20 protein-coding genes and 1 tRNA gene are annotated in these 21,718 nt (G+C 64.7%); 6 read left to right on the forward strand and 15 right to left on the reverse strand.

Features of this window, described 5'->3' with window-relative positions:
- Positions 1-109 precede the first annotated feature (109 nt).
- Positions 110-1,099 (forward strand): LLM class flavin-dependent oxidoreductase, encoded by a 990-nt coding sequence (locus ACSVHC_RS12780; protein WP_437771670.1) that lies wholly within the window; start codon positions 110-112, stop codon positions 1,097-1,099.
- A 115-nt stretch (positions 1,100-1,214) separates the two neighbouring features.
- Positions 1,215-3,854: a trehalase-like domain-containing protein gene (locus ACSVHC_RS12785; protein WP_437771669.1), complete on the forward strand. Its 2,640-nt coding sequence runs from the start codon at positions 1,215-1,217 to the stop codon at positions 3,852-3,854.
- A 73-nt stretch (positions 3,855-3,927) separates the two neighbouring features.
- On the opposite strand, the gene ACSVHC_RS12790 is transcribed toward ACSVHC_RS12785, so the two are convergent.
- The 3 genes from ACSVHC_RS12790 to ACSVHC_RS12800 all read right to left on the reverse strand — a co-directional run bounded on the left by ACSVHC_RS12790 (position 3,928) and on the right by ACSVHC_RS12800 (position 5,815).
- The gene (locus ACSVHC_RS12790; RefSeq protein WP_437771668.1) at positions 3,928-4,854 is read right to left on the reverse strand and encodes an AEC family transporter; all 927 of its coding nucleotides are present in this window, start codon (positions 4,852-4,854) and stop codon (positions 3,928-3,930) included.
- Between the two features lie 144 nt (positions 4,855-4,998).
- Positions 4,999-5,427, reverse strand: coding sequence for an aspartate 1-decarboxylase (panD, locus tag ACSVHC_RS12795; RefSeq protein ID WP_172465683.1), 429 nt, complete (start codon positions 5,425-5,427; stop codon positions 4,999-5,001).
- A 55-nt stretch (positions 5,428-5,482) separates the two neighbouring features.
- Positions 5,483-5,815, reverse strand: a complete 333-nt coding sequence (locus ACSVHC_RS12800) for a hypothetical protein (protein WP_437771666.1) — start codon at positions 5,813-5,815, stop codon at positions 5,483-5,485.
- Between the two features lie 99 nt (positions 5,816-5,914).
- On the opposite strand from ACSVHC_RS12800, the gene ACSVHC_RS12805 reads away from it, so the two are divergent.
- Positions 5,915-6,508 (forward strand): TetR/AcrR family transcriptional regulator, encoded by a 594-nt coding sequence (locus tag ACSVHC_RS12805; protein WP_437771665.1) that lies wholly within the window; start codon positions 5,915-5,917, stop codon positions 6,506-6,508.
- Here ACSVHC_RS12805 and ACSVHC_RS12810 read toward each other — a convergent pair.
- A complete protein-coding gene (locus tag ACSVHC_RS12810) occupies positions 6,492-7,346 on the reverse strand; it encodes a LysR substrate-binding domain-containing protein (protein ID WP_236813341.1) in 855 nt (284 codons plus the stop codon). The genes ACSVHC_RS12805 and ACSVHC_RS12810 overlap by 17 nt on opposite strands.
- 150 nt (positions 7,347-7,496) lie before the next feature.
- Here ACSVHC_RS12810 and ACSVHC_RS12815 point away from each other — a divergent pair, with 150 nt between their 5' ends.
- A complete protein-coding gene (locus tag ACSVHC_RS12815) occupies positions 7,497-8,894 on the forward strand; it encodes an MFS transporter (RefSeq protein ID WP_437771664.1) in 1,398 nt (465 codons plus the stop codon).
- A 78-nt stretch (positions 8,895-8,972) separates the two neighbouring features.
- On the opposite strand, the gene ACSVHC_RS12820 is transcribed toward ACSVHC_RS12815, so the two are convergent.
- The 3 genes from ACSVHC_RS12820 to ACSVHC_RS12830 form a co-directional block, all read right to left on the reverse strand.
- Entirely contained in the window at positions 8,973-10,106 is a 1,134-nt protein-coding gene (locus tag ACSVHC_RS12820; protein ID WP_439180988.1) for a N(5)-(carboxyethyl)ornithine synthase, read from the reverse strand.
- 17 nt (positions 10,107-10,123) lie between these two features.
- On the reverse strand, positions 10,124-10,258 hold the full coding sequence (locus ACSVHC_RS12825) for a hypothetical protein (protein WP_269317335.1): 135 nt from the start codon (positions 10,256-10,258) through the stop codon (positions 10,124-10,126).
- A gap of 86 nt (positions 10,259-10,344) precedes the next feature.
- Positions 10,345-10,418, reverse strand: a tRNA-Gly gene (locus ACSVHC_RS12830).
- A gap of 237 nt (positions 10,419-10,655) precedes the next feature.
- Here ACSVHC_RS12830 and ACSVHC_RS12835 point away from each other — a divergent pair.
- Positions 10,656-11,102 (forward strand): SRPBCC family protein, encoded by a 447-nt coding sequence (locus ACSVHC_RS12835; RefSeq protein WP_345448491.1) that lies wholly within the window; start codon positions 10,656-10,658, stop codon positions 11,100-11,102.
- A 70-nt stretch (positions 11,103-11,172) separates the two neighbouring features.
- On the opposite strand, the gene ACSVHC_RS12840 is transcribed toward ACSVHC_RS12835, so the two are convergent.
- Entirely contained in the window at positions 11,173-12,954 is a 1,782-nt protein-coding gene (locus tag ACSVHC_RS12840) for a CAP domain-containing protein (protein ID WP_437771662.1), read from the reverse strand.
- Positions 12,955-13,087: 133 nt separating this feature from the next.
- Between ACSVHC_RS12840 and dcd the strand changes: the two genes are divergently transcribed.
- A complete protein-coding gene (gene dcd / locus ACSVHC_RS12845; RefSeq protein ID WP_236813334.1) occupies positions 13,088-13,663 on the forward strand; it encodes a dCTP deaminase in 576 nt (191 codons plus the stop codon).
- Between the two features lie 64 nt (positions 13,664-13,727).
- Here the strand turns inward: dcd and ACSVHC_RS12850 are convergent, their stop codons facing one another.
- The 7 genes from ACSVHC_RS12850 to ACSVHC_RS12880 all read right to left on the reverse strand — a co-directional run bounded on the left by ACSVHC_RS12850 (position 13,728) and on the right by ACSVHC_RS12880 (position 21,643).
- Positions 13,728-14,669 (reverse strand): hypothetical protein, encoded by a 942-nt coding sequence (locus ACSVHC_RS12850; RefSeq protein ID WP_437771661.1) that lies wholly within the window; start codon positions 14,667-14,669, stop codon positions 13,728-13,730.
- Positions 14,670-14,796: 127 nt separating this feature from the next.
- Positions 14,797-16,002 (reverse strand): cation:proton antiporter, encoded by a 1,206-nt coding sequence (locus tag ACSVHC_RS12855; RefSeq protein ID WP_439180989.1) that lies wholly within the window; start codon positions 16,000-16,002, stop codon positions 14,797-14,799.
- A gap of 5 nt (positions 16,003-16,007) precedes the next feature.
- Positions 16,008-16,490 (reverse strand): cation:proton antiporter regulatory subunit, encoded by a 483-nt coding sequence (locus ACSVHC_RS12860; RefSeq protein ID WP_059389838.1) that lies wholly within the window; start codon positions 16,488-16,490, stop codon positions 16,008-16,010.
- Between the two features lie 77 nt (positions 16,491-16,567).
- Positions 16,568-17,353 carry a glucosamine-6-phosphate deaminase gene (locus tag ACSVHC_RS12865; RefSeq protein WP_437771659.1) on the reverse strand — a complete coding sequence of 262 codons (786 nt, stop codon included), beginning with the start codon at positions 17,351-17,353 and terminating at the stop codon, positions 16,568-16,570.
- A 48-nt stretch (positions 17,354-17,401) separates the two neighbouring features.
- Entirely contained in the window at positions 17,402-18,925 is a 1,524-nt protein-coding gene (locus ACSVHC_RS12870) for a glycoside hydrolase family 3 protein (protein ID WP_437771658.1), read from the reverse strand.
- Positions 18,926-18,987: 62 nt separating this feature from the next.
- Positions 18,988-20,154, reverse strand: coding sequence for an ROK family transcriptional regulator (locus tag ACSVHC_RS12875; protein ID WP_439180990.1), 1,167 nt, complete (start codon positions 20,152-20,154; stop codon positions 18,988-18,990).
- Positions 20,155-20,239: 85 nt separating this feature from the next.
- Positions 20,240-21,643, reverse strand: a complete 1,404-nt coding sequence (locus tag ACSVHC_RS12880) for an MFS transporter (protein WP_437771656.1) — start codon at positions 21,641-21,643, stop codon at positions 20,240-20,242.
- Positions 21,644-21,718: the final 75 nt, after the last annotated feature.

A 21,718-nucleotide genomic window follows, 5' to 3' on the forward strand; every position in this document is an offset into this window, starting at 1 on the left:
CGGAACCCACGCAAGCGGGAGAAATAACCCGGGCGCCGCCGTCGTTGTCGCAAGAAGGGCCGGGAAACCGGCCCCTTGAACGAAACCACCTTCGAAAGGCCGGCATCACGTGACTGTTCCCCTCTCCATCCTCGACCTGGCAATCATCGGCAAAGGCCAGACGGCGGCGGAGAGCTTCGCCGGGAGCGTCGCCATGGCGCAACTGGCTGAACGGCTCGGCTACCGCCGGATCTGGTACGCCGAGCACCACAACATGGGTTCGATCGCTTCCTCGGCCACGAGCGTGCTGATCGCCCACATCGCGGCCAACACGAGCACCATCCGGCTTGGTGCCGGCGGCGTCATGCTGCCCAACCACTCGCCCCTCACCATCGCAGAGCAGTTCGGCACCCTTGAGACGCTGAACCCGGGCCGCATCGACCTCGGCCTCGGACGGGCGCCCGGCAGTGACCAGAACACGATGCGTGCACTCCGCCGCGATCCGATGGCCGCGGACACCTTCCCGCAGGACGTCCTGGAATTGCAGGGCTACCTCACAGGACCAACGCGCATCCAGGGCGTCGAAGCCACGCCGGGCAAGGGCACCAACGTGCCGCTCTACATCCTCGGTTCCTCTTTGTTCGGGGCGCATCTCGCCGCGCAGCTCGGCCTGCCTTACGCCTTCGCCTCGCACTTCGCGCCCAACGCTCTTCAGGACGCCGTCGCCGTCTACCGCCGCGAGTTCAAGCCGTCCGAGCAACTGCCGGAGCCCTACGTGATCGTGGGCGTCAACGTGGTGGCCGCAGATTCGGCGGCAGAAGCCCAACGCCTCTTCCTCGAGGTCAAGCGGGACCGGGTCTCCCGTTTCCTTGGCGGCGGACGCGAATTCACCGACGCCGAGGCGGACCTCATCCTCGACTCGCCCCAGGGCCAGCACATCGCGCAGATGGTGAAGTACTCGGCCGTGGGCACACCAGAAGTGGTGCGCGACTATCTCGACGAGTTTGCCCGCCACGCCGATGCCGACGAACTGATCGTTGCCCACCAGAGCACGGGCACGGAGCAGCGCCTGCGATCCGTGGAGCTGGTCGCGGAAGCCGTGGGGTTGGCGCGGGTGTAGCTGCGCCGTCCAAACGTAACCAAGCAAATTCGTTACACCCCGGCAATACGCGGGTCATGGAGGCGAAACTAGCCGGGCGGAAACTGGACGAATCCACCTCGGAAGGATCGTCCCCATGGCAACTCCGCTCAATTTGTCCGTGGCCGATACGGCGCTGCTGACAAAGTCGCTTCCATTGGGCCTCCTGCGGACGACAGTCCAATCCGAGGCCGCCCACGATGGAATCACTCCGGAGTTGCTAGCAGAATTGAGGATGCTGGCCCGCACTCCGGGGCTTCTGGTTGCCTGCAACTACGGTGGAACCCTCTGCGCTGCGGAAGGCGTATCTACTGAGACGCTGCCCTTGGGTAGTGCCGCCGTCGCGCTTCGGGCCCTGGCTGCGCTGCCGAACACGCACACGGCCGTCATCTCCGGGAGGTCGCTGCGGGACCTTGCCGCGGTGTCAAGGCTGCCGGCGGAAGTCCACTTGGTAGGTTCGCACGGCGCCGAGTTCGACATGACCTACGCGTACAGCGTCTCGATGGCCACAGAAGCCGTCCTTCAACAGGCAGCCACCGCCCTCAACGAATCGATCGGTTTTGAAAAGGGGATCAGCATCGAGCGCAAGCCCGTGGCCGTAGCCATCCACACTAGGCCGGCCACTCCTGCCGTCGTGGCACGGGTGACCCGCGAGGCGCACCAGATCGCCCGTGAATTGGGCCTGTTTTTCATTGTGGACGGATCCGTTCTGGACCTGTCCATCGTGGAGCCCTCCAAAGACGCCGCGCTGGAGCATCTGCGTACACAGTTGGGGGCCAGCGCGGCCCTGTTTGCCGGCGACGCGGACAGCGATGAACTCGCGATCGCCACCCTGCGGGGCCCGGATCTTGGCCTGCACGTTGGTGATGGGGAAACCAAGGCACGCCACCGCTTGCCGGACCCGGAGTCGTTCGCCAAAGTGCTCGCCATCCTCTTCGAACTGCGCCGCGCGTGGCTGTTCGGCGAGGACGCGGTGGGGCTGGAGCGGCATTCGATGATCGGCAACGGGACCTCGACGGCGCTCCTCACCCCCGAGGCCAAGATCTGCTGGATGAGCCATCCCCTCCCGGATTCCGGCTCGTTGTTTGCCCACATCCTCGGTGGCGACCCGGCCGGCCATTTCACCGTGGAACCGGTCAAGACGTCGAAGGTGCTCGGCCAGCGCTACGTGGACAACACCATGATCGTGGAGACGCGCTGGGCGGACGTCACGGTCACCGACTATCTTGAGCCGGCACCGGACGGCATCACCAGCCTGGTACGTGTCCTGTCCGGAACCGGCAGCGCGCGGATTGTTTTCGCACCGCGGCCGGACTACGCCAACGCCCCCTTCAACATGGAAATCCGCGGCGAAGAGTTGCACGTCGTCGGCACCTCGGATCCCATCATTCTCTTCGCCCCCGGAGTGTCCTTCACAGTCACGAGCGACGGAAAGCACGGCACCGCCACCGCGGAAGTCAGCCTCGCGTACGGTCCCGTCGTCATGAACCTGAGGTGCGGAGACACGGAGCCGACGTCGCCGGACCCCGCCGGGGAGCTCGCCCGGCGGGCCGCCGTCGCGCACCAATCCCGGAAGTGGGTCCGTGGGCTGGAACTGCCCGACATGAAACCGTCGTTGGTGCGGCGCTCGGCCCTGGTCCTGAAAGCCCTGGTACACGAGCCGACCGGGGCTGTCCTCGCGGCGCCAACCACGTCGCTGCCGGAAGGGATCGGCGGCACCCGCAACTGGGACTACCGCTACTGCTGGCTCCGCGACGGCTCAATGACGGTTAATGCGCTGGTGGACCTGGGTTCCACCGAGGAGGCAGACGGGTTCCTCCGTTGGCTCGGCCGCATTCTCGAGAACGCGCCCGGTCCGGAATGGCTGCACCCCCTGTACTCCGTGACCGGCTCCCCACTGTCTACGGAGGCCATTATCGAGAGCTTGCCCGGTTATGCCGGCTCGCGGCCCGTGCGGATCGGGAACGCAGCCGACCACCAGGTCCAGCTGGACGTTTTCGGGCCGATCGCCGAACTCATCCAGACCCTCAGTAGACGCCGCGGCACCTTGCCGGACGAGCACTGGAAACTCATGGAGCAGATGGCATCCGCCGTCCTGGCCCGCTGGCACGAACCGGACCATGGCATCTGGGAAGCCCGGCGCGCGCCTCGGCACCACATTTACACCAAGGTGATGTGCTGGGTGACCCTGGACCGGGCCATGCAGACAGCGGTCCGGTTCCGGCGCCCCATCGGGACCGAGTGGGAGGAAACGGCCAACCACATCCGCGCGGAAGTCCTCCGCGAGGGCTGGGATGATTCCGCGAGCTCCTACACCGTGGCCTACGACAGCCCGGACCTGGACGCGGCGGTGCTGCACATCGGACTCTCGGGCCTGCTGGACGTCCGCGACCAGCGCTTCCTGGACACCGTCACCGCCGTCGAGCGGGAACTGCGGGTGGGTCCCACCGTGTTCCGGTACAGGTACGACGACGGCCTGCCGGGCTTGGAGGGCGGGTTCCACATCTGCACAACCTGGCTGATCGAGTCGTACCTGGCCGTCGGTCGACTGGACGATGCGCTTGAGCTGTTCAACCAGCTCGTGGCCCTCTTCGGCCCGACCGGTCTGCTTCCCGAGGAATTCGACCCGGGCACCGAGACCCACTTGGGGAACCACCCGCAGGCGTATTCGCATTTGGGCTTCATCCGCTGTGCGCAGCTCCTGGACAGGTACCTCGACTCGGTGGACGAAGAGTAGGTGCCCACCCAACTAGCTCGCACTTAATGTCGTTTTCGGCGCCCAAAACGACAACAAATGCGGGCCAGTTGGGCTAGGTAAGCAGCAGGGCCACGGCGATCATCGCCGGGACGGCCACCACCGTGGTGATGAGGACCGTATCCTTGGCCACGGTGATTCCCGTGTTGTAGCGGCTCGCAGCCACAAATACGTTCTGCGCAGTGGGCAGGGCCGCCGTGACAACCACTGCGAACAATGCATGCGCCTCCAGGCCCAGTGCGAAGCGGGCGAACAGGTACGCCATCGTGGGGTGGACTAAAAGCTTGAATCCGCTGGCCAGGAGCGCGTCCGTCCGGCGTTCCGTGTCCTTTTGGAGGGGCCGGGAGCCGTTCAGGCTCATCCCGAACGCCATCAGCATCGCGGGAATGGCGGCTCCGCCGATCAAATGGATCGGGTCCATGATGAGCGAGGGCACTTGCCAGCCCGTTCCAGCCACCACCAAACCGAGGGCCGATCCCACGATCATCGGGTTCCGCACGATCATCAAGACGAAGCGCAGGGGAGTGGTGCGGTGGGCGCTGGTGCTCGCGTCGAGCGCCATCAGGTACATGGGCGTGAAAAACGCGAGCTGGAAGATCAACAGCGGTGCCACATAGCTGGCGTCGCCCAGGACGAACACCGCGATAGGGATGCCGAGGTTCGCTGAGTTGGCCAAGGAAGCGCTCATGGATGACATGAGCGATTCGGGCAGGGAGCGCTTGAGCCAGAACTTCACGATGACGAAGAACAAACTGCCTGTGGCGACGGCGCCCACCGCCGTGACAAGGAGCGGGGCGGCAAAGATGTCGTGGAGACGGGCCTTGCCCAGGGTTTCAAAGAGGAGCGCAGGGCTCGCGACGAAGAAGGTCAGGCCGCTGAGGACCGAACGCGCATTGTCCCCCAGGATCCCGCGCTTGCCGACGAACATGCCCACCAGAATGATGGCCCACACCACGAAGAACCCGGAAAGGACGCCCAGCACTACGGCATCCGGAGGGGGACGGGCGCGGAGCGGCGTGGGTTCACAGTCCCAGCCTAAATCAGCTTTATTCGCCTGGAAGGTTCGACGGCGACATGTTCCGCCATGTGGACCGCGAAGAAGGGGTGTCCGCCGGGGACCGGGAGTCTAGTTCAGCTGTGCGTTGTTGAGGGCATGGGGCGGGCGCATGATGCCCGGAGTAATGCCTTCGGCGGGATCGCTGCCGAGCTGGACGATTTTGTTGGCCCTGTCCACATGGACAACCTTGGGCTGGTAGGCCTTGGCCTCTTCGGTGGTCATCTCGGCATAGGTGATGAGGATGACGACGTCACCCACGTGCACGAGGTGCGCTGCGGCACCGTTGATGCCAATGACGCCCGAGCCGCGTTCGCCGGCAATGGTGTACGTTTCCAGGCGCGCGCCATTGGTCACGTCAACAATGGAGACGAGCTCGCCGGGGAGAATATCCGCGGCATCCAGCAGATCCAGGTCGACCGTCACTGAACCTACATAGTGCAGATCGGCATGGGTCACCGTTGCACGGTGGATCTTGGACTTAAACATTGTGCGGTTCATAACGTGACAAGCTTAGCGCGTGGCCGCTCGATCGCCTGGTGATACCTGACACAGGCTAGGCCTTGGCCGTGGCCTTTCTTGCCTGCCGCCTCTTCAGGGCGCCGTAGCCAGCGAGAAGCTTCGGGACAACCACGTAGACGGCGGTAGGAACCACAACGAGGGTCAGGACGAGGGCGCGCAGCGCGGGGTGCCAGGACTCGGTGAGCGGAGCGAGGATCGTCATGCCGATCGCGACGAGGGGGAAGATGGCCAGCCACGTGATGGCGGCACGCATGTGTACTGAAGGCGTGTGTACTGAAGGCAGATGCGCAGAGTGCGGAGCGGGCGCGGGAGCCGGCGCAACCGCGGCGCTATCCGCGGGTGCGGAAACGGGGATTTGGGTGCTCATGACATTCTCCAACTAATTGGTTGCTTTCGGCGTGAGTTCAGACTAGACCTCGCCCTCAAAAACTGCAACTACTTGGTTGGAATCTGTTAAGGTGGACACATGGCATGGGATACCGAGCGGACCAAGCGACTCCTCCTTGAGGCAGCCACTGCCGAGTTTTGCCAATTCGGACTCGCCGGCGCCAGGGTGGACCGCATCGCGGCTGCGGCCGGAGTCAACAAGGAACGCATCTATCAGTACTTCGGCAATAAAGATCTTCTCTTCGATGCCGTGATCGCGTCCCAGCTCAGCAAGGTGGTGGACGAAGTCCGCGTCGAAGGCGCTGGTCCCGAAGCCTTGGCCGATTACGCCGGACGCCTGTTCGACCATCACCACCAAGATGCCACCCTTCCGAGGCTGCTGTTTTGGGAGGGTTTGGAGCGGGGCGAATATGTGGTCAACCGTCCGGGCCGGGCCGCGAACTGCAGAAACAAAGTTGACGGTGTCATCCGAGCCATCCCCGGGACGTCCAGAGAAGATGCGGCCGATCTGATGCTCACCATCATTGCGTTGTGTGACGCCTGGCCGGTACTGCCCGAGCTGGATGGCCTCATGGCCGGCAGCAAGGGGTCAAGCAGGGCGGAGCGGCGCCGGAAGGCGATCGTCCGGACCGTCCTCCTCGCCGCACAGTCGCTGGCTACGCCTGCTTGTTGAGCGTTCTGCCGATGATCGCCTGTGTCAGCGCATCCACTACCTCGGCGTTCGCCAAAGGGTTGCGGATCAAGGTGAAGTCGACGTCACCCACGGGCGGGAGGTCGAAGCGTTTGGTGATCACCGTGAGGTCCTCGGGAACCAGCGAGGACGGCATGACTGCGACGCCGATGCCTGCGCGCACCGCTGCCAAGACGCCCGCGATCTGCTTGGTCGAGCAGGTGACCCGCCACGTCCGGCCCATGGCCTCCAGCGCGTCGATGGCAAGTTTCCGGCTGACGCTCGGGGCCGGATAGCAGATCAGCGGCACAGGGCTGGCGGGGTCCAGCACCGTCTGTTCGACGCCCACCCAGGCAAACTTGTCGTGCCGGACGACCGTGCCGTCCTTCGCCTCGCCCACCCACTTCACGAATACGAGATCCAACTGCCCCGCATTGACGCGTTTGTAGAGCTGGTCACTCTGGCTGACCGTGAGTTCCAGGTTGATCTGGGGGTACAACTGCCGGAACTCGCGCAGGATCCGAGGCAAACCTGTGATGGCGAGATCGTCGGCGGTTCCGAACCGGAGGCGACCTCGCATCGCGGAGCCGGAAAAGTACCTCGCCGCGGAATCGTGCGCGGAGAGGATATTGCGGGCAAAGCCTGCCATGGCGTCGCCATTGTCCGTGAGCCGGACATCCCGGGTATCGCGGGCTACAAGTGCCCGTTTGGCCGCCGTCTCCAGCTTTCTCACGTGCTGGCTGACCGTGGGCTGCGCCAAGCCGAGGCGCTCGGCGGCCTTCGTGAAACTCAAAGTCTCGGCCACGGCCAGGAAGGACCGCAGCTGCACGGGTTCGAACACGGGACTCCTTGAATAGCTACGTTCACCGCCGCTCCCGCCGGTGTATTGCACTTCGCAATGCTAGTTATACGGCCAATTCACTTCCATAATCACCGCGGCCAACCCTAGCGTTAAAGGCATCCCAGCGAAACGTCTATCCAAGGACTACTTTTGGCACCCCCACCGCCCTCAGCGGCAAACGTCAGCCAACCCATCATCGATTCACTCGCCGCAAGCAGCCGAATTTCACACGCTGCCGAACCGGACACGGTCACCCAGCCAATCGCCGTCGTCAGCGAACGGTTACCCTGGCGGCACACCTTCATTTCCCTCAAAGTACCCAACTTCCGGATTTTCGCCGTGGGCCACTTCGTGGCTGTCATCGCACTCTGGATGCAGAGAATTGCCCAGGACTGGTTGGTACTCCAGCTCTCCGGATCCGTCACCGCCGTCGGAATAACCGTGGCATTGCAGTTCATGCCGTCGCTGTTCCTGGGCCCCTGGGGCGGCATGATGGCGGACCGCTTCCCCAAGCGACGCATCCTCATCGTGTGCCAAAGCGTCGCGGCCTCCCTGGCCGCCATCCTTGCCGTGTTGGCGTTGAGCCACCGCATCGAGGTCTGGCACGTCTACGTGATCGCGTTTGTCCTGGGCCTTGTGACGGTCCTCGACCAGCCGGCCCGGCAGGTCTTCGTCAATGAACTCGTGGGACCGAAGTACCTGCGCAACGCCATCAGCGTCAACTCCACCACGTTCCAGCTGGGCGGCCTGATTGGTCCCGCCCTGGCTGGTGTGTTGCTGACCGCGGTCGGCGCGGGCTGGGCTTTCGCGGCGAACGCGGTGGCCTGCTGCTCCACCGTGACCATGCTCCTGATGCTGCGCAAGAACGAACTCTATGTCAGCACGCCCGTGCCAAAACGCAAGGGAATGCTGCAGGAAGGCCTGCGATACGCCCTCAGCAAGCCCACCATCTATTGGCCGTGGCTCATGGCCGGCTTTGTAGCGGTCTTCGCGATGAGCCTGCCTGTGCTCCTCGCCGCCTTCGCGGACCACATCTACCATGCGGGTGCCGGCGGCTACGGCTTGCTCAACGCCATGGTTGCCCTTGGCGCGCTGGCCGGAGCAATCACTTCGGCCCGCCGCCGCCAATTGCGCCTACGCTCGGTGGTGCTGTGCGCCGGGATGTACGGCTTGATGCTGTGCCTGGCGGCGTTGGCTCCGTCCATGGTGTGGCTCTCCGCTGCCATGGTTCTCTCCGGATTCTGGTGCCTCATGTTCCTGACCGCCGCCAACCAGCTGGTCCAGGTGAGCGCCAACATGAGCATCCGCGGCCGCGTCATGAGCCTCTACATCATGGTGCTCATCGGCGGCCAAGCCATCGGTGGACCCATGCTGGGCTGGCTTGCCGAGCACCTGAACCCGCACGCGGCTCTCTTGGTGTCAGGCGGGGTGCCGGCGCTCGCGGCAGCGACAGTCGCCGTCGTGCTCGCCCGGAAGTCTGAATTGCGGCTCAAAGTGAACGTGCGGGATCGACGCCGGATGGTGCGGATCGTCCCGCAGTCGACGTAGCGGAGTAACGCCTGAACGTGGTTGAGCCGGGCACCCACAAGGCGCCCGGCTCAGCCGCATTATTAGGCTGCGAGGCGGTTACGCCGCAAGGTGCGGATAGTCCGCTGTGCGCCCTTGGAACTGCAGCACGTCCGGGTTGCGGATGACACCGTCCCGGATCTCGATGGCCCGGGAGATCGTTTCGCTGGCGTCCCAGGCCTCGGGGCCCGAAATGACCGTCCCAAGGAACGGCAGGAGCGCTTCGCTGATCTCCCAGCTGGACGAATTCCACAAGTAGGACGGGCTGTGGTCCACGGCGTAGTAGTTGATGTGGTCGCCCACCGTGAACATGGGTTCGGCGAACGTCGTGGTCCGCGCCCAACTGAAGCCCATGCCTTCGTCGCAGGAGACGTCAACAATCAAACTGCCTGGCTGGAACGCATCCAGGTCCTCGGTCCGCAGGTATGTCAGCGGCGAGCTCGGGTCCTGAAGCGTGCAGTTGACCACGATGTCGCTCGCGGCAAGGAACGGCGCGAGTGGCAGGCGGCCACGATCGGTAATGACCTCGCTCAGGAAAGGGGCGTTCTGGTCGTGGTCGAACTGCACTATGCGCACCGAGTGGATGGGGGAACCGACCGCCGCAACGCCGCGGTTTGTCAGCACTTGGACATCGTGGACGCCGTGCGCGTTGAGGGCGGTGACGGCGCCACGCGCTGTGGCTCCGAAGCCAATCACGACGGCGCTCAGCCGCCGCCCGTAGTCACCCGTCGAGCCCGTCAGGGCAAGGGCGTGGATGACGGAACAGTAGCCTGCAAGTTCGTTGTTCTTGTGGAAAACGTGGAGCCCGAAGCCGCCGTCGCTGGCCCAGTGGTTCATCGCCTCGAACGCGATCAGGGTCAGCTTCTTGTCGATGGCCAGCTGGGTGATTGCCCTGTCCTGGACGCAGTGCGGCCAGCCCCAGAGAACCTGGCCGTCGCGGAGGTCAGCAAGGTCTTCCGGCTGCGGTTTGGGCAGGAGAATGACATCCGAATCCGCGATCAGTTCTTCACGGCTTGCCATGCCAGCGACCAGCGGCTCAAGTTGGCTGTCCGAAAAGCCGAAGCGCTCGCCGTAGCCGCGCTCGAGCCGGATGTGCTCCCGGAGTTCCGGAGCAATACGCTCCAGGTGCAGGGGATGGACAGGCAGCCGGCGCTCGTCCGGCTTCCGCGAGGACGACAGGATGCCGAGGGTCATGGCGCCTATATGGCCGCTCACTTTTTGTTGCCGGTTGCCGGCTTGGCCACCGTGGTTGCGGGGGACTCTGACGCCCGCTTATCCGCGCGCTTTTCTTTGATGGATTTGCCGGATTTTTTCGATGCAGCTTGGCGAGGTGATTTGTCAGCCATGATCGCTCCCTTAGAGCAGAGCCGAAATGGCTCCTAGCTTCTGACGATACACCCAGGCGATGGGACGCCTTGTATCCGGGCAAAACTGGAGCGGGCGACGGGAATCGAACCCGCGTATCGAGCTTGGGAAGCTAGCGCTCTACCATTGAGCTACGCCCGCAATACTCCGCAAACCAGCCGGAGCAGATCCCAGCTTAGCGCAGATGGCGCGCTGATCCAGACACAGACTCACCGGTATCACGGTCTCATCAATTTCCCTACGGGGCTCGTAAAGATTCGGTTAAGGCTCGACGTGGGTGTGTTGCGCTGCGCCGTGCCTGACTATTCTGTAGCAGTTAGCTGCTGTGTCATGGGGAACCCGGCTATGTCTATGAGCCGTACGCCGAAAGAGGATTCCGTGGCATTTGCAGAGCATGAAGTACTCATTGGTCGCGATGCCATGACTGTCTATCAATTCCTGGTGGACGGACTCAACAATCCGCTGTGGCGCAGCGGTATCCGCAGTATTTCGCTCCGTTCGGGACACGCCGGCGAAAAAGGCGCCGTTTACCAGCAGACTTTGGCGGGCCCGGGCGGGCGCCCGATCGCGGCTGACTTCCAAATCACTGAAGCCAGGCCAGGCGCCGAAGTGCGTTTCGCCGTCGTCGCCGGTCCTGCGCGGCCCACAGGCGGCTACTACCTCAGCACCGAGGGGCCCAATACCCGCCTGCGCTTCGCCCTGGAGTACCACCCCAAGGGCCTGCAGAAACTCATGAACAGCATGATCCAGAAGACCATGGAAGATGAAGTAGTCCAGGTGGAGCAGCTCAAGTCGGTCATCGAAGAGCAAACCCCGGAGGCCTAGTCTCCACCGCCTCCCTCGCCTCCCTCGCCTCGCTCCGCTCGCCCAGGGAACCCTGCCGGCGTGGGCCCAGTTACTGCGCCAGCTTGAGTCCGCCCAAACCGGTTATCGGAGTGCTCGGCGTCGTGAGGCGTCCGCCAGTCAGGTCCCAATACTCGATCGTTCCATTGCTCAGCAGGCCCGCGATTCCGGTGGTGTTGAGGCCAGTGGCACCCTTGAGCGTGCGCAATCCGGAGTAGTCGGTCCAGGCGGTTCCGACCACTAGATGTGCCTCTGCCATCGGCGCGGTGAGCCCGGAGCCGCGGTAGAGTCGCAGGTTCCCGTTTGCTTCCACCGCCAGCAGGTCCTGAAAGCCGTCGGCGTCGTAGTCCACCATGCTCAGCCGGATCGCGCTGACGCCCGATCCCACTTGGGTCCGTCCGACCAGGGCGGTGAGCCCCAGGTTCCGGTACAGGTAGAGCGCGCCGCTGGAATCAGTGGCGAGGATTTGCGGGAGCCGGTTGTTGCCGCACCATGTGCCCACGGCCATGGTCATCGACTGCCAGCCCGATCCGCCTAACGTCACCGGCGCTTTGAATCCTCCGCTCACCGCTCCGGGGTAGAGCAGTAGCCTGCCGTCCAGCATTTGGACCAAGACGTCGATCACACCGTCGCGGTCCCAATCGGTGGTCATCACTTCTTTCGCCCCGGAGAAACCGGATCCGACCGTCCGGGCGGGACCGAACGTGCCGTTGCCGAGTGCCGGGTAGTCCCTCAAGTTGCCAGAGGGGTCGACGGCGACCAGGTCACCGGAGCTGCGGATGGCCGCGGCGCTGAGGTCCAGCGTGGGCGGCTGGTGCTTCGCGATGGGGTCGCAGACGGTCGGAGGCGGAAGCTGGGGAGGGGCCGTGCCGGCGCCCGGGCTGTTGACTGTGCCGGCGGGGAGCGTCGTATAGCCGAAGAGATTGACCACGCCCCACATCGTGTAGCTATTGGGGGTGGTCAGGTAGTTGCCGTCGGTGAACGTGATACCAACGCCGATCACGTTGAAACGGGGGTCACGCAACAGCGCATCATGGGCGGGTGAGCTTTTCCACCATTCGACAAGCTGGGCGGCATTCCGATCCCAGCGGACCGCGATGATCTCGCCTGCCCCGTTGTTGGGGTTCAAGGCCCTGGGGTCGGTCCAGAAGTTGCTGCGGTGTTCAATCACTTGGCGGCTGGCGATGTTGTTGGACCAGTCCTGCGAAAGAGTGGACACCGTGGGGTTGTACTTCACCGGATTCAAGCCAAGCGACGTCCTGTAGGCATTGATGGCGTTGAATACGGCCAGCACCTGGGCGGAATTATCGTCATTGACCAATGCTTGCGTCGAGACCAGGGGCACAGCTGCGGGGGAGGACTTCGTCGGGGCTGGGGCCGGCTGTGTGGCGTCCCCAGCTGCGGTTCCGGGGAGCGGGTCCGGGCCGGATGCGGGCGGGATGGAGGGCAGCGGGGGCGGGCCGGCCGCTGCCTGGGGTGAGGTGCCGTTGCCGGGCTCGATGACTGGGCTCCCCTGCGCAGGGGAGGTCGCCGCTGGGACGGTTGAGGCGGTGCCCGCGCCAGCCCCGGCTGCTGCAGGGGCGGCTGCTGGTGCTGCGGGGGTGGCTGTTGGTGACCCCGGCGCGGGTGCGGCCTGCGGAAGGCTGGATCCCGACGGCGGTGCGGACGCCGCCGTCGTACTTTCAGCGCCAGCGGTGGTGTTTGAGGTGGAAGGCGCGGCAGCGGCGGCAGTTCCCGCGAGCGAAACCGGAACGGCGAGCGGGCCAGAAGCAGGGGCCATCACCGTGAGAAGGCAGACCACCAGCACGGCAACGGGCACCGCAATTCGTCTCAATGTTTCCCCAGATTCGCGTCGTGCCACCGTTCCCAAACACAACAGCGGTAACGGTAGTCTATGTGGTGCACTATAGTCCCATGCGCCACTCCGGCACCACGGGGTGCGCGATGCATACGGTACTTTTGATCCTGTGCTGATCTCTGACCGCGACATACGTGCCGAAATCGACTCCCGACGTATCGTCCTGGAGCCCTACGACCCCGCAATGGTTCAGCCGTCCTCGGTGGATGTGAGGATTGACCGTTTCTTCCGGCTGTTCGACAACCACAAATACGCACACATCGACCCCTCCGAGGAGCAGCCTGAGCTGACTCGGCTGGTTGAGGTCGAGGGCGACGAGCCTTTCATCCTGCACCCGGGCGAGTTCGTGCTCGGTTCAACATACGAAACAGTGAGCCTCCCGGACGACGTCGCCGCACGACTCGAAGGAAAGTCCTCGCTGGGGCGCCTCGGCTTGTTGACGCACTCCACGGCCGGCTTCATTGATCCCGGGTTCTCGGGCCATGTGACGCTGGAACTCTCCAACGTTGCGACGCTGCCCATCAAGTTGTGGCCCGGCATGAAGATCGGCCAGTTGTGCTTCTTCCGACTCTCGTCGGCCGCTGAACATCCCTATGGTTCCGGCGGTTACGGCAACCGTTACCAAGGCCAGCGCGGCCCCACCGCCAGCCGCAGCCACCTGAATTTCCACCGGACGGCTGTTTAGCACCCGACTGCTTGCCTCGAGAAGTGAGATCTCGCCTCTTTGAAGGCTCGAAAAGGCCGAGATCTCACGCCTCGTGGACCCACCCGGCGCGGGCCAGGGCGCCTCGCACACGGGGTACGACGCCGTCGAACCCGCACGCCTTCACGTGCCGTGCCGTAATGGTCACCGAGGTCCAGCCGATCGCTGCGATGGATTCGTCACGGCGAATGTCCGATTCCTTTTGCTCGGCTGTCAGGTGGTGGCCGCCGTCGTAGTTGACGGCTACTTTGTACCGGGGGAAGGCCAAGTCCGGCCACGCCAACTCCCAGCCGCTTGAATCCTGGACCACAAAGCGCAATTCAGGTTCCGGCAGTCCCTGCCGGCCGACGGCAAGCCGGAGCTTGGTTTCCGGTACGGAGTCTGCGCCAACCCTCGCGAGTTCCAGCGCCAGCCGGGCGTTCCGGCGTCGACGGATCCCTGGGTTTCTCTCCACTTGAGAACGCAAATCCTCCAGGGAACAAAGGGCGGCGCGGTTGTGGCCGAAACTGCGGGACTGACTGCAGATGAAGTGGTCGGCCGCGGCCACGAGATCGTCCAAGGGCAGCAAGGCCGCCAAATCAAGCCACGTTCGGGCAGGACTCGTCACGGGGACTCCGTCAATGGCCTGACGGTCGGCGGCCCCCAACGCTACCCTGCGACCGGCGACCCCCTTGCGAACTGGCCGGTTCCCGCCGTCCCACCGCAGCAAATGCACCAACGGCTCGCGTTCGAGGTCAAAAGGGAGGGGACAACGCCACAGGATTGCCGCCGTCGGGCCGCAACAAACTGTTCCCGGCGAGATGCTGGTCAGTAGGCGTGCGGTGTGGGAAAGTTCCTGGGCGGCGCCCCATGGAACGCGGACTCCGCGGCTGGCGACGCGAAGATCCTTGTTCCAAGCCCGGTTATCCGAAACCCCGGCATCGCGTTGCTCGGAAAGCGTGAACGAGCGGCCCCTGAGGGTTTCAGGAAGAGGTCCAGGACGGCGCATGCACCAATTCTTGGCACAGCGCGGGGGTCCCCAACTGGTTATCCACAGTGGGGAGGACTAGTGATGGCCCGCCTACAGCTCGAGACGTGAGATCTCGACTCTTTGAACGCGCGAAAGAGACGAGATCTCACGCCTCGAACGAGGCAATAGGCTCGGATGCCTTCGGTTTGCGCGGCGACTTGCGGAAGGCCTTGACCGCCGGCTCCACGAAGCGGGCTGCGAGCGGTCCGATGATGGCCATGAGCAACACATACGCGGTGGCGAGGGCAGCAAGTTCGCGCGGGACGACTCCCGAGGCCACGGCCAGGCCCGCAATGACAATGGAGAATTCGCCGCGGGCAATCAGGGCGGCCCCGGCGCGGAAACGACCGGGAATGGCGATCCCGGCCCGCTTTGCCGCCCAGAATCCGGTCAGCACCTTGGTCACGGCTGTCGCGAGAGCAAGGAGCAGCGCCCAGCCCAGGACTGGCGGGATGCTGGACGGGTCCGTGTTGAGGCCGAAGGCTACGAAGAAGATCGCCGCGAAGAGGTCCCGCAGGGGTTCAAGGATCCGCGTCGCGTTGTGGGCCGTTGCCCCCGAAATGGCAATGCCCAGCATGAACGCCCCGACGGCCGCGGAGACCTGGAGGGCGGACGCGATGCCCGCCACGAGAAGTGCGGCCCCAAGGAGATTGAGCAGGAAGACTTCGGAGTTTTCGCTGTGCACGGCCTGGGAAACCCGGTGACCGTGTTTCAGGGCCACCACCAGCACGAGGGTGACGACGGCTAAGGCAATGCCCACCGTCTGGAGTCCGCCCAGGAAGCCCACGCCAGCGAGGATCGCCGTCAGGATCGGAAGGTAGATGGCCATTGTGAGGTCTTCGAACACCAGGATGGCCAGCACCACCGGCGTTTCACGGTTACCGATCCGGCCGAGGTCCGTGATCACCTTCGCGGCGATGCCGGAGGAAGAAATATAGGTGACACCGCCCATCACGATCGCGCCCACGAGTCCCCAGCCGAGCCACACCGCGATGCCCGCACCTGGCAGGAAGTTCAACACGAGGTCCAAAACGCCGGCTTGCCAGGAGCGCCGCAGCCCGGTGACGAGTTCCGCGGCTGTGTATTCCAAGCCGAGCATCAACAGGAGCAGGATGACGCCGATTTCGCCGGAAAGGTGGGCGAACTCGTGCATGCCATCGAGCTTGATCAGTCCACCCGCCCCGAACGCCAGTCCCCCCACCAAATAGAGCGGAATGGGTGACATGCCGATCCTGCCGGCCAAGCGCGCCAAGAGGCCGAGACAGAAAACGACTGCGCCCAGCTCAATGAGGGTCAGGGCCAGGGGGTCCATGGACGTCAGCCGTTGCGCAGAATGGCAGCCGCAGAGTCAAGACCTTCCTGCGTACCGACAGCCACCAGCAAATCACCCGTGTGAAGGACGACGTCGGGAGCCGGTGAGGGAACCACTTCGCCTTCGCGCATGATCGCCACGATCGAGACACCACTGCGGGTGCGGATCTGGGCTTTGCCCATGGGCTGGTTGTTGAAAGGGGAGTCCGCGGTGATGGAGAACTGCCGCGTGACAATGCCGGGGATTTCCTTGTGGGCTTCGGCCAAACGCATCGCGATGTGCTGCCCGCCCAGCAGGTTGCCCAGTGCGGCGGCCTCGTCTGCGGTCAACGGGATGGATGCCTGGCAGGTATCGGGATCGTCCCATGTGGAGACGAAAAGCTCGGTCTCACCCTCCCGCATCTCGACAACACCGATCCGGCGTCCCGAGGCCGTGATGAAATCCTTGCGGACCCCGAGGCCTGGAAGTTCTGTCTCATCCACGTTCATAAGTCCACCCTAGCCCTCTTGAAGGGGCGGCGGAATGATGCCACTCGCAGCCGCCGCGCAAAGCGGTCCGCGACTTTCTAGGGGGTCAAAGCCAGGCCCCGCGCGGCGTCGTCGTAGTATTCGCGGTTCGCCAATCCGGCGGCGGCTGCCTCGTCCAGAACCACCACAGCGTCGGCATGCCATTGCAGGATCGAACCAGGGCACGACGCCGTCAGCGGCCCCTCGATCGCGGCAGCGACCGCGGCGGCCTTCGCGGCGCCGGTGGCGATGAGCACCAGCCGGCGCGCATCCAGCACGGTCCCCAATCCCTGGGTGATGCAGTGGGTAGGGACATCGCCGTCGTGGTCGAAGAACCGGGCGTTGTCCCGCCTCGTGCGGGCCGTCAGCCTCTTCAGCCGCGTCCGGGAGGACAAAGAGGATCCGGGCTCATTGAATCCCACATGGCCGTTGGCGCCAATGCCCAGGATCTGCACATCGACGCCGCCGGCGGCACCGATTGCGGCGTCGTAGGCAACAGCTCCCGCTTCGAGCTCGGCCTGCGTGGTGCCGGTTCCGTCAGGGATATTCAGCCCGGCCAAGGGAAGCCCGATGACATCGCAGACCTCGCGGATCAAGACCTCGCGGTAGGACTGGACATGTCCAGTCGGAAGGCCCACGTATTCGTCCAAGGCGAATCCCGTGGCGGCCGAGAAATCGACGCGTCCCGCAGCCGCCGCAGCTGCGAGCTCCGCGTACAGCCCCAGCGGAGACGAGCCGGTGGCCAGGCCCAGCACGGGTCCCCTGCCCGAAGGGAGTCCTGAGAGGACGGCTTGGGCGGCGGCCGAAGCGGCCGATTCAGGAGTGGTCGTGACAATGACTTCCATGGCAACTTTCTGTCGATGGGTGGTGTCCGGGCGTTAAATTGGCGGCGGTCAGGCCTTGGCGCTGCCGTTCAGCAGCGCAGTCAGGGCCTGGGACACAGTGAGGGACGCACCGTAGGTGACGATGTCCGCCCCGCCTCTGGGCCAGCCGCACTCGACAGCGATCACCGCGTGCCCCTCCGCCCTCAAGCGGGCGAAGACGGTCCACAGCGGGTGCTCGGCATCCAGGCCGCGCCCGACGACGGCGACCCGCGCGCCGTCAGGCACCTCGCCTTCGTGGACCACGGCGGAAGTTGTGGCAGCGGGGCCCCACGGCACGCGGCCGACCGCGAAATTGGATCCGGTTTCAACCTGCACGATCGCCACGGGTTCCTCCCGCGCCAGCCACCTCCGGGCGGCTTCGGACACCTCGAAGGCCTCGGCGATGCGCTCGCCGTCGAGCTCCGCCGCATCGCCAAGCACGCCGGCAGGCTGCGGCTTGCCGGGCAGGCCGAGCCGGCCCCTGATCGCGGCCTCCTGTATTTCCGCAGCACCCGCAGCGGGGAAACGCGAGGACAGTGCTGCCGTGCGTCCTACAGCGTCCGCCAGCCGTTCCATGGGCAAGCGTCCCTCTTCAACAGCGTCTGTAATGGCGGTGATCGTCTGTTCGAAGAGGGCCGGTCCTGTTTCGGAACCAAGGCACAGCAGGTCCGCCCCGGCTATGAGCGCCCGGACGGCTGCTTCCGGAACTCCGGTTTGGGCGGATGCGCCGGCCATGTCCAGCGCATCCGTGATGATGACGCCCTCGAATCCCATGTCGCCGCGAAGCAGATCTTGCAGGATGCGCGAAGAGAAGGTGGCAGGGTGGTCCGGGTCGAGGGCTTCGACCAGGATGTGGCTGGTCATGACCGTGGCGCCGTGAGCCGCGACGAGCGCGCGGAACGGGACAAGTTCGCGGGCATCCAGCGTTGCGGCGTTGGCCGTGACCCGCGGGAGGGCCAGGTGGGAATCGGTGGTGGTGTCGCCGTGGCCCGGGAAGTGCTTGGCGCAGGACGCCACGCCGGCGTCTTCGAGCCCGCGGATCCAAGCGGCAGTGTGCCGGGCCACCAAATCCGGTTCGGCCCCGAAGCTGCGCACGCCGATCACGGGATTGTCCGGAGCGGAATTGACGTCGGCATCCGGAGCCAGGTTCAAGTTGATGCCCAGCCCTGCGAGTTCGTGGCCGATGGCACTGGCACTGGCGGCCGTCAGTTCGATGTCGTCCAAACGCCCGAGCACCGCGTTTCCGGGCTGCGGGGAACCAGTGAGGTAGTGCAGCCTCGTGACGTCGCCGCCCTCTTCATCGACGGCGATAAGCGTGTTCGGGGAATGCGCGCGGAGCCCGGCGCAGAGCTCGCGCAGTTGCACGGGGGACGCCACGTTTGTGCCGTAGAGGCACACAGCAGCCAGCCCGGCGTCGTACGCGTCCAGGATCCAGACGGGGACGGCGATGCCGGTGAATCCGGGCATGAGGGTGCCTGCCGCCAATCGGCGGAGGTGCGCGCGGGCAGGCCCGGCGGCAAAGGACTGGGTAGCGGGGGACTGAATCGTGTCCATGTCCGGCTCCTTTGGAGGGATGCTTGTTGGGTAGTCAGGGCTGGAAACGGCAGGCGCGGCGCTCAGGCCACACCGAGCTGGTTCCACAGGACCATCACCGCGGCTCCGCGCAGGACAATGTCCTGTGCCTCTTCCGCGAGACGGACGGACACCGGTGAAGGGTCCTGGTGCAATAGCCGCTCAAGCAGGGTCTGCTGGACGGCGTTGAGAAGGGGGCCTTCCAACAGCTCCCTGGGTCCGCTGAGGACCACTTCAGCCAAGTCGAGCGCGCCCACAACGGGCGCGAGGGCGATGGCGAGCCGCTCGCCTGCTTCCCGGAGTACGACGTCGGCCGCGGCTTCCGGTTCGGAGCTCGCTGCCGCTTCGGTGAGGGCCCGTTCGAGGCTGGGAACGGACATCCAGGTTTCGAGGCAGCCTGTTTTACCGCATTTGCACATGGTCCCGCCATCGGTGCCGACCGTGACGTGGCCGATTTCGCCCGCCGCGGAGTGGGCGCCCCGGGCACGCCGGCCGCCCACAATGAGCCCTGAACCGACACCGCGCCCGATTTTCACAAGGACCATGTCATCGCTGCCGCCGCCGAAGGTGTGGTCCGCGTGGACTGCCGCGTCGGCGTCGTTGGAAACGAGGGTCGGCAGGCCAGTGCGCTCCTGGAGGAGATCGCGAAGGGGGATATCCTTCCATTCGAAGTTGGGGGCAGTGGTGACAACGCCGTCCGCGTTGACGATGCCGGGGGTTCCGACGCCGATTCCGAGCAGTGTGGCGGTGGCTCGGCCGACGGCCTCGGAAGCGAGCTCGAGGACCTGGTTGACGACGTCCAGTCCGGTCTCCTCGGAGAGCGAGCGCTCGACCCGATCGAGGATGTTGCCGTCAAGGTCAAGGACGGCCGCGCGCAGCACGGAATTTTCGGCCAAGTCCATGCCGATCACTTGAAGGCCCTGGCGATTGATGTCCACCAGGATGGCCGGCTTGCCCGGGCGGACCTCATCCGATTGGCCCAGCTCCACCACGTGGCCTCGTTCCAGGAGGTCCGAGACGAGGTCTGATACCGTGACGCGGGTCAGGCCCAGGGTCCGGGAGAGTTCCGCACGGCTCATCGCCCCTGCCGAGTGGAGCGTCTGGCGCACCAAGGAGAGGTTGTGGGCCCGCCCGTCGGAAGGCAGGGTTGCAGCGCCGGTTCGATCGGTGCGCTGACGGTCGGTGCGCTGGCGGTCACGAAGGGCTTCCATGCAAGTTAGTAAACTCTACTAACAATCAAAGATCAAGGGTTTCCGCAGATTGTGTGGAATCAAGGCGCTCGCGCGAGCCCCACCCTCAGCTCAGCGGAACGGTGGCGATTTCCGTCTTGTTGGGTGACTTGACGGGCAGGATCACCAGCAGGCCGGCCAGGAGCACCACCATGATGCCCAGGATTCCCCAGCGTTGGGCCGCGCCCGGGGCCACAAGAGGGGCCGCCAGGGTGATGCACAAGGTGAAGAGCGCCGGTGCCAGGAAGCTCACGGCCCGGCCGGTGGTGGCGTAGAGCCCGAACAGCTCGCCGGATTCGCCGTCAGGCGCCAGCCTCGCGAGGTAGGCGCGGGAGGAAGCCTGCGCTGGTCCCACGAAGAGGCAGAGGAATAGCCCGAACACCCAGAACGTAGTGCTGCCTGCCCAATGGGCTCCGAAGAACACGTAGTCGCCGTTGCCGAGAACCAGGATCGCGGTGCCGGCTACCAGGAGTCCTAGAAGGGAGATGACGATGACGGCCTTGGGCCCGATCCTGTCGTCCAGGAATCCGCCGATCATGGCGCCGACGGCGGCCACCACGTTGCCGAAAATCGCGAAGAAGATGACTTGTTTGAGCTCGAAGCCAAAGGTCCCGGCAGCAATGACCCCGCCGAAGGTGAAGACCGCCGCCAGGCCGTCGCGGAAGATGGCGCTCGCGAGCAGGAAATAGATGGTGTGCGGGCTGGTTCGATAAATGGCCTTGATCCTGCGGACCAGCAAACCGTAGGAGGCAAGGAACCCGAGACGGGATTCCGGTTTCTTGACGGAGAGTTCCGGAACCGCGAAAAGGACCGGTAGCGCGAAGATGAAGAACCAGAGTGCGGAGAAGACAGCCACGAGCCTGATATTCAGGCTGTCCTGGGTGGAGGCCCCGAACCACTCGAAGGATGGTTGGACGAATAGCTGCAGCACCACGAGCAGCGCGATAATCCCGCCCAGGTATCCCATCCCCCAGCCGAAGCCGCTCACTTTGCCGATATTGGCGGGGGTGGAGATCTGGGCCAGCATGGCGTTGTAATTGACGCCCGCGAACTCGAAAAACACATTGCCGAGCGCGATCAATGAGACGCCCAGGAGCAGGAACTCCGGCTTGGGGAAAACAAAGAAGCACGAGCCAGTCAGGACGGCCACGAGCACGGTGTTGACTCCGAGCCACAGTTTCCGGCGGCCCCCCGAGTCGGAACGCTGACCGGTGACAGGCGCGAGGATCGCAATCGCGACGCCGGCAATCGCCAGCGCGGCACCCAACGTCGCCGACGCGGAGTCTTCGCCGCCAAACGCCTTGGACGTCAGGTAGACGGTGAACACGAAGGTGGTCATGACGGCATTGAATGCCGCGGAACCCCAGTCCCAGGACGCCCACGCAAGGATCTGGCCTTTGTTCGACAGGGCAGGCCCTGAAGCAAGCTCGGATGCCGGGTGCGGGGCCTCAGGCGCAGTTGCCATGTTCATGCTTGATAAACTACCTGCACCGAACCCAACGTTTGACCGCCTGCTCCAACTTTTGACAACTCATTCCTGACTTTG

The sequence above is a fragment of the Arthrobacter sp. KNU-44 genome (genome assembly GCF_051843155.1).
Classification (GTDB): domain Bacteria; phylum Actinomycetota; class Actinomycetes; order Actinomycetales; family Micrococcaceae; genus Arthrobacter.

Bases quoted from the DNA above. Each gene is read 5' to 3' on its own strand.
- ACSVHC_RS12785 (WP_437771669.1), top strand. From the start codon at position 1,215: ATGGCAACTCCGCTCAATTTGTCCGTGGCCGATACGGCGCTGCTGACA.
- panD (WP_172465683.1), bottom strand. From the start codon at position 5,427: ATGAACCGCACAATGTTTAAGTCCAAGATCCACCGTGCAACGGTGACC.
- ACSVHC_RS12800 (WP_437771666.1), bottom strand. From the start codon at position 5,815: ATGAGCACCCAAATCCCCGTTTCCGCACCCGCGGATAGCGCCGCGGTT.
- ACSVHC_RS12805 (WP_437771665.1), top strand. From the start codon at position 5,915: ATGGCATGGGATACCGAGCGGACCAAGCGACTCCTCCTTGAGGCAGCC.
- ACSVHC_RS12820 (WP_439180988.1), bottom strand. From the start codon at position 10,106: ATGACCCTCGGCATCCTGTCGTCCTCGCGGAAGCCGGACGAGCGCCGG.
- ACSVHC_RS12825 (WP_269317335.1), bottom strand. From the start codon at position 10,258: ATGGCTGACAAATCACCTCGCCAAGCTGCATCGAAAAAATCCGGCAAA.
- ACSVHC_RS12850 (WP_437771661.1), bottom strand. From the start codon at position 14,669: ATGCGCCGTCCTGGACCTCTTCCTGAAACCCTCAGGGGCCGCTCGTTC.
- ACSVHC_RS12855 (WP_439180989.1), bottom strand. From the start codon at position 16,002: ATGGACCCCCTGGCCCTGACCCTCATTGAGCTGGGCGCAGTCGTTTTC.
- ACSVHC_RS12860 (WP_059389838.1), bottom strand. From the start codon at position 16,490: ATGAACGTGGATGAGACAGAACTTCCAGGCCTCGGGGTCCGCAAGGAT.
- ACSVHC_RS12865 (WP_437771659.1), bottom strand. From the start codon at position 17,353: ATGGAAGTCATTGTCACGACCACTCCTGAATCGGCCGCTTCGGCCGCC.
- ACSVHC_RS12870 (WP_437771658.1), bottom strand. From the start codon at position 18,925: ATGGACACGATTCAGTCCCCCGCTACCCAGTCCTTTGCCGCCGGGCCT.
- ACSVHC_RS12875 (WP_439180990.1), bottom strand. From the start codon at position 20,154: ATGGAAGCCCTTCGTGACCGCCAGCGCACCGACCGTCAGCGCACCGAT.
- ACSVHC_RS12880 (WP_437771656.1), bottom strand. From the start codon at position 21,643: ATGAACATGGCAACTGCGCCTGAGGCCCCGCACCCGGCATCCGAGCTT.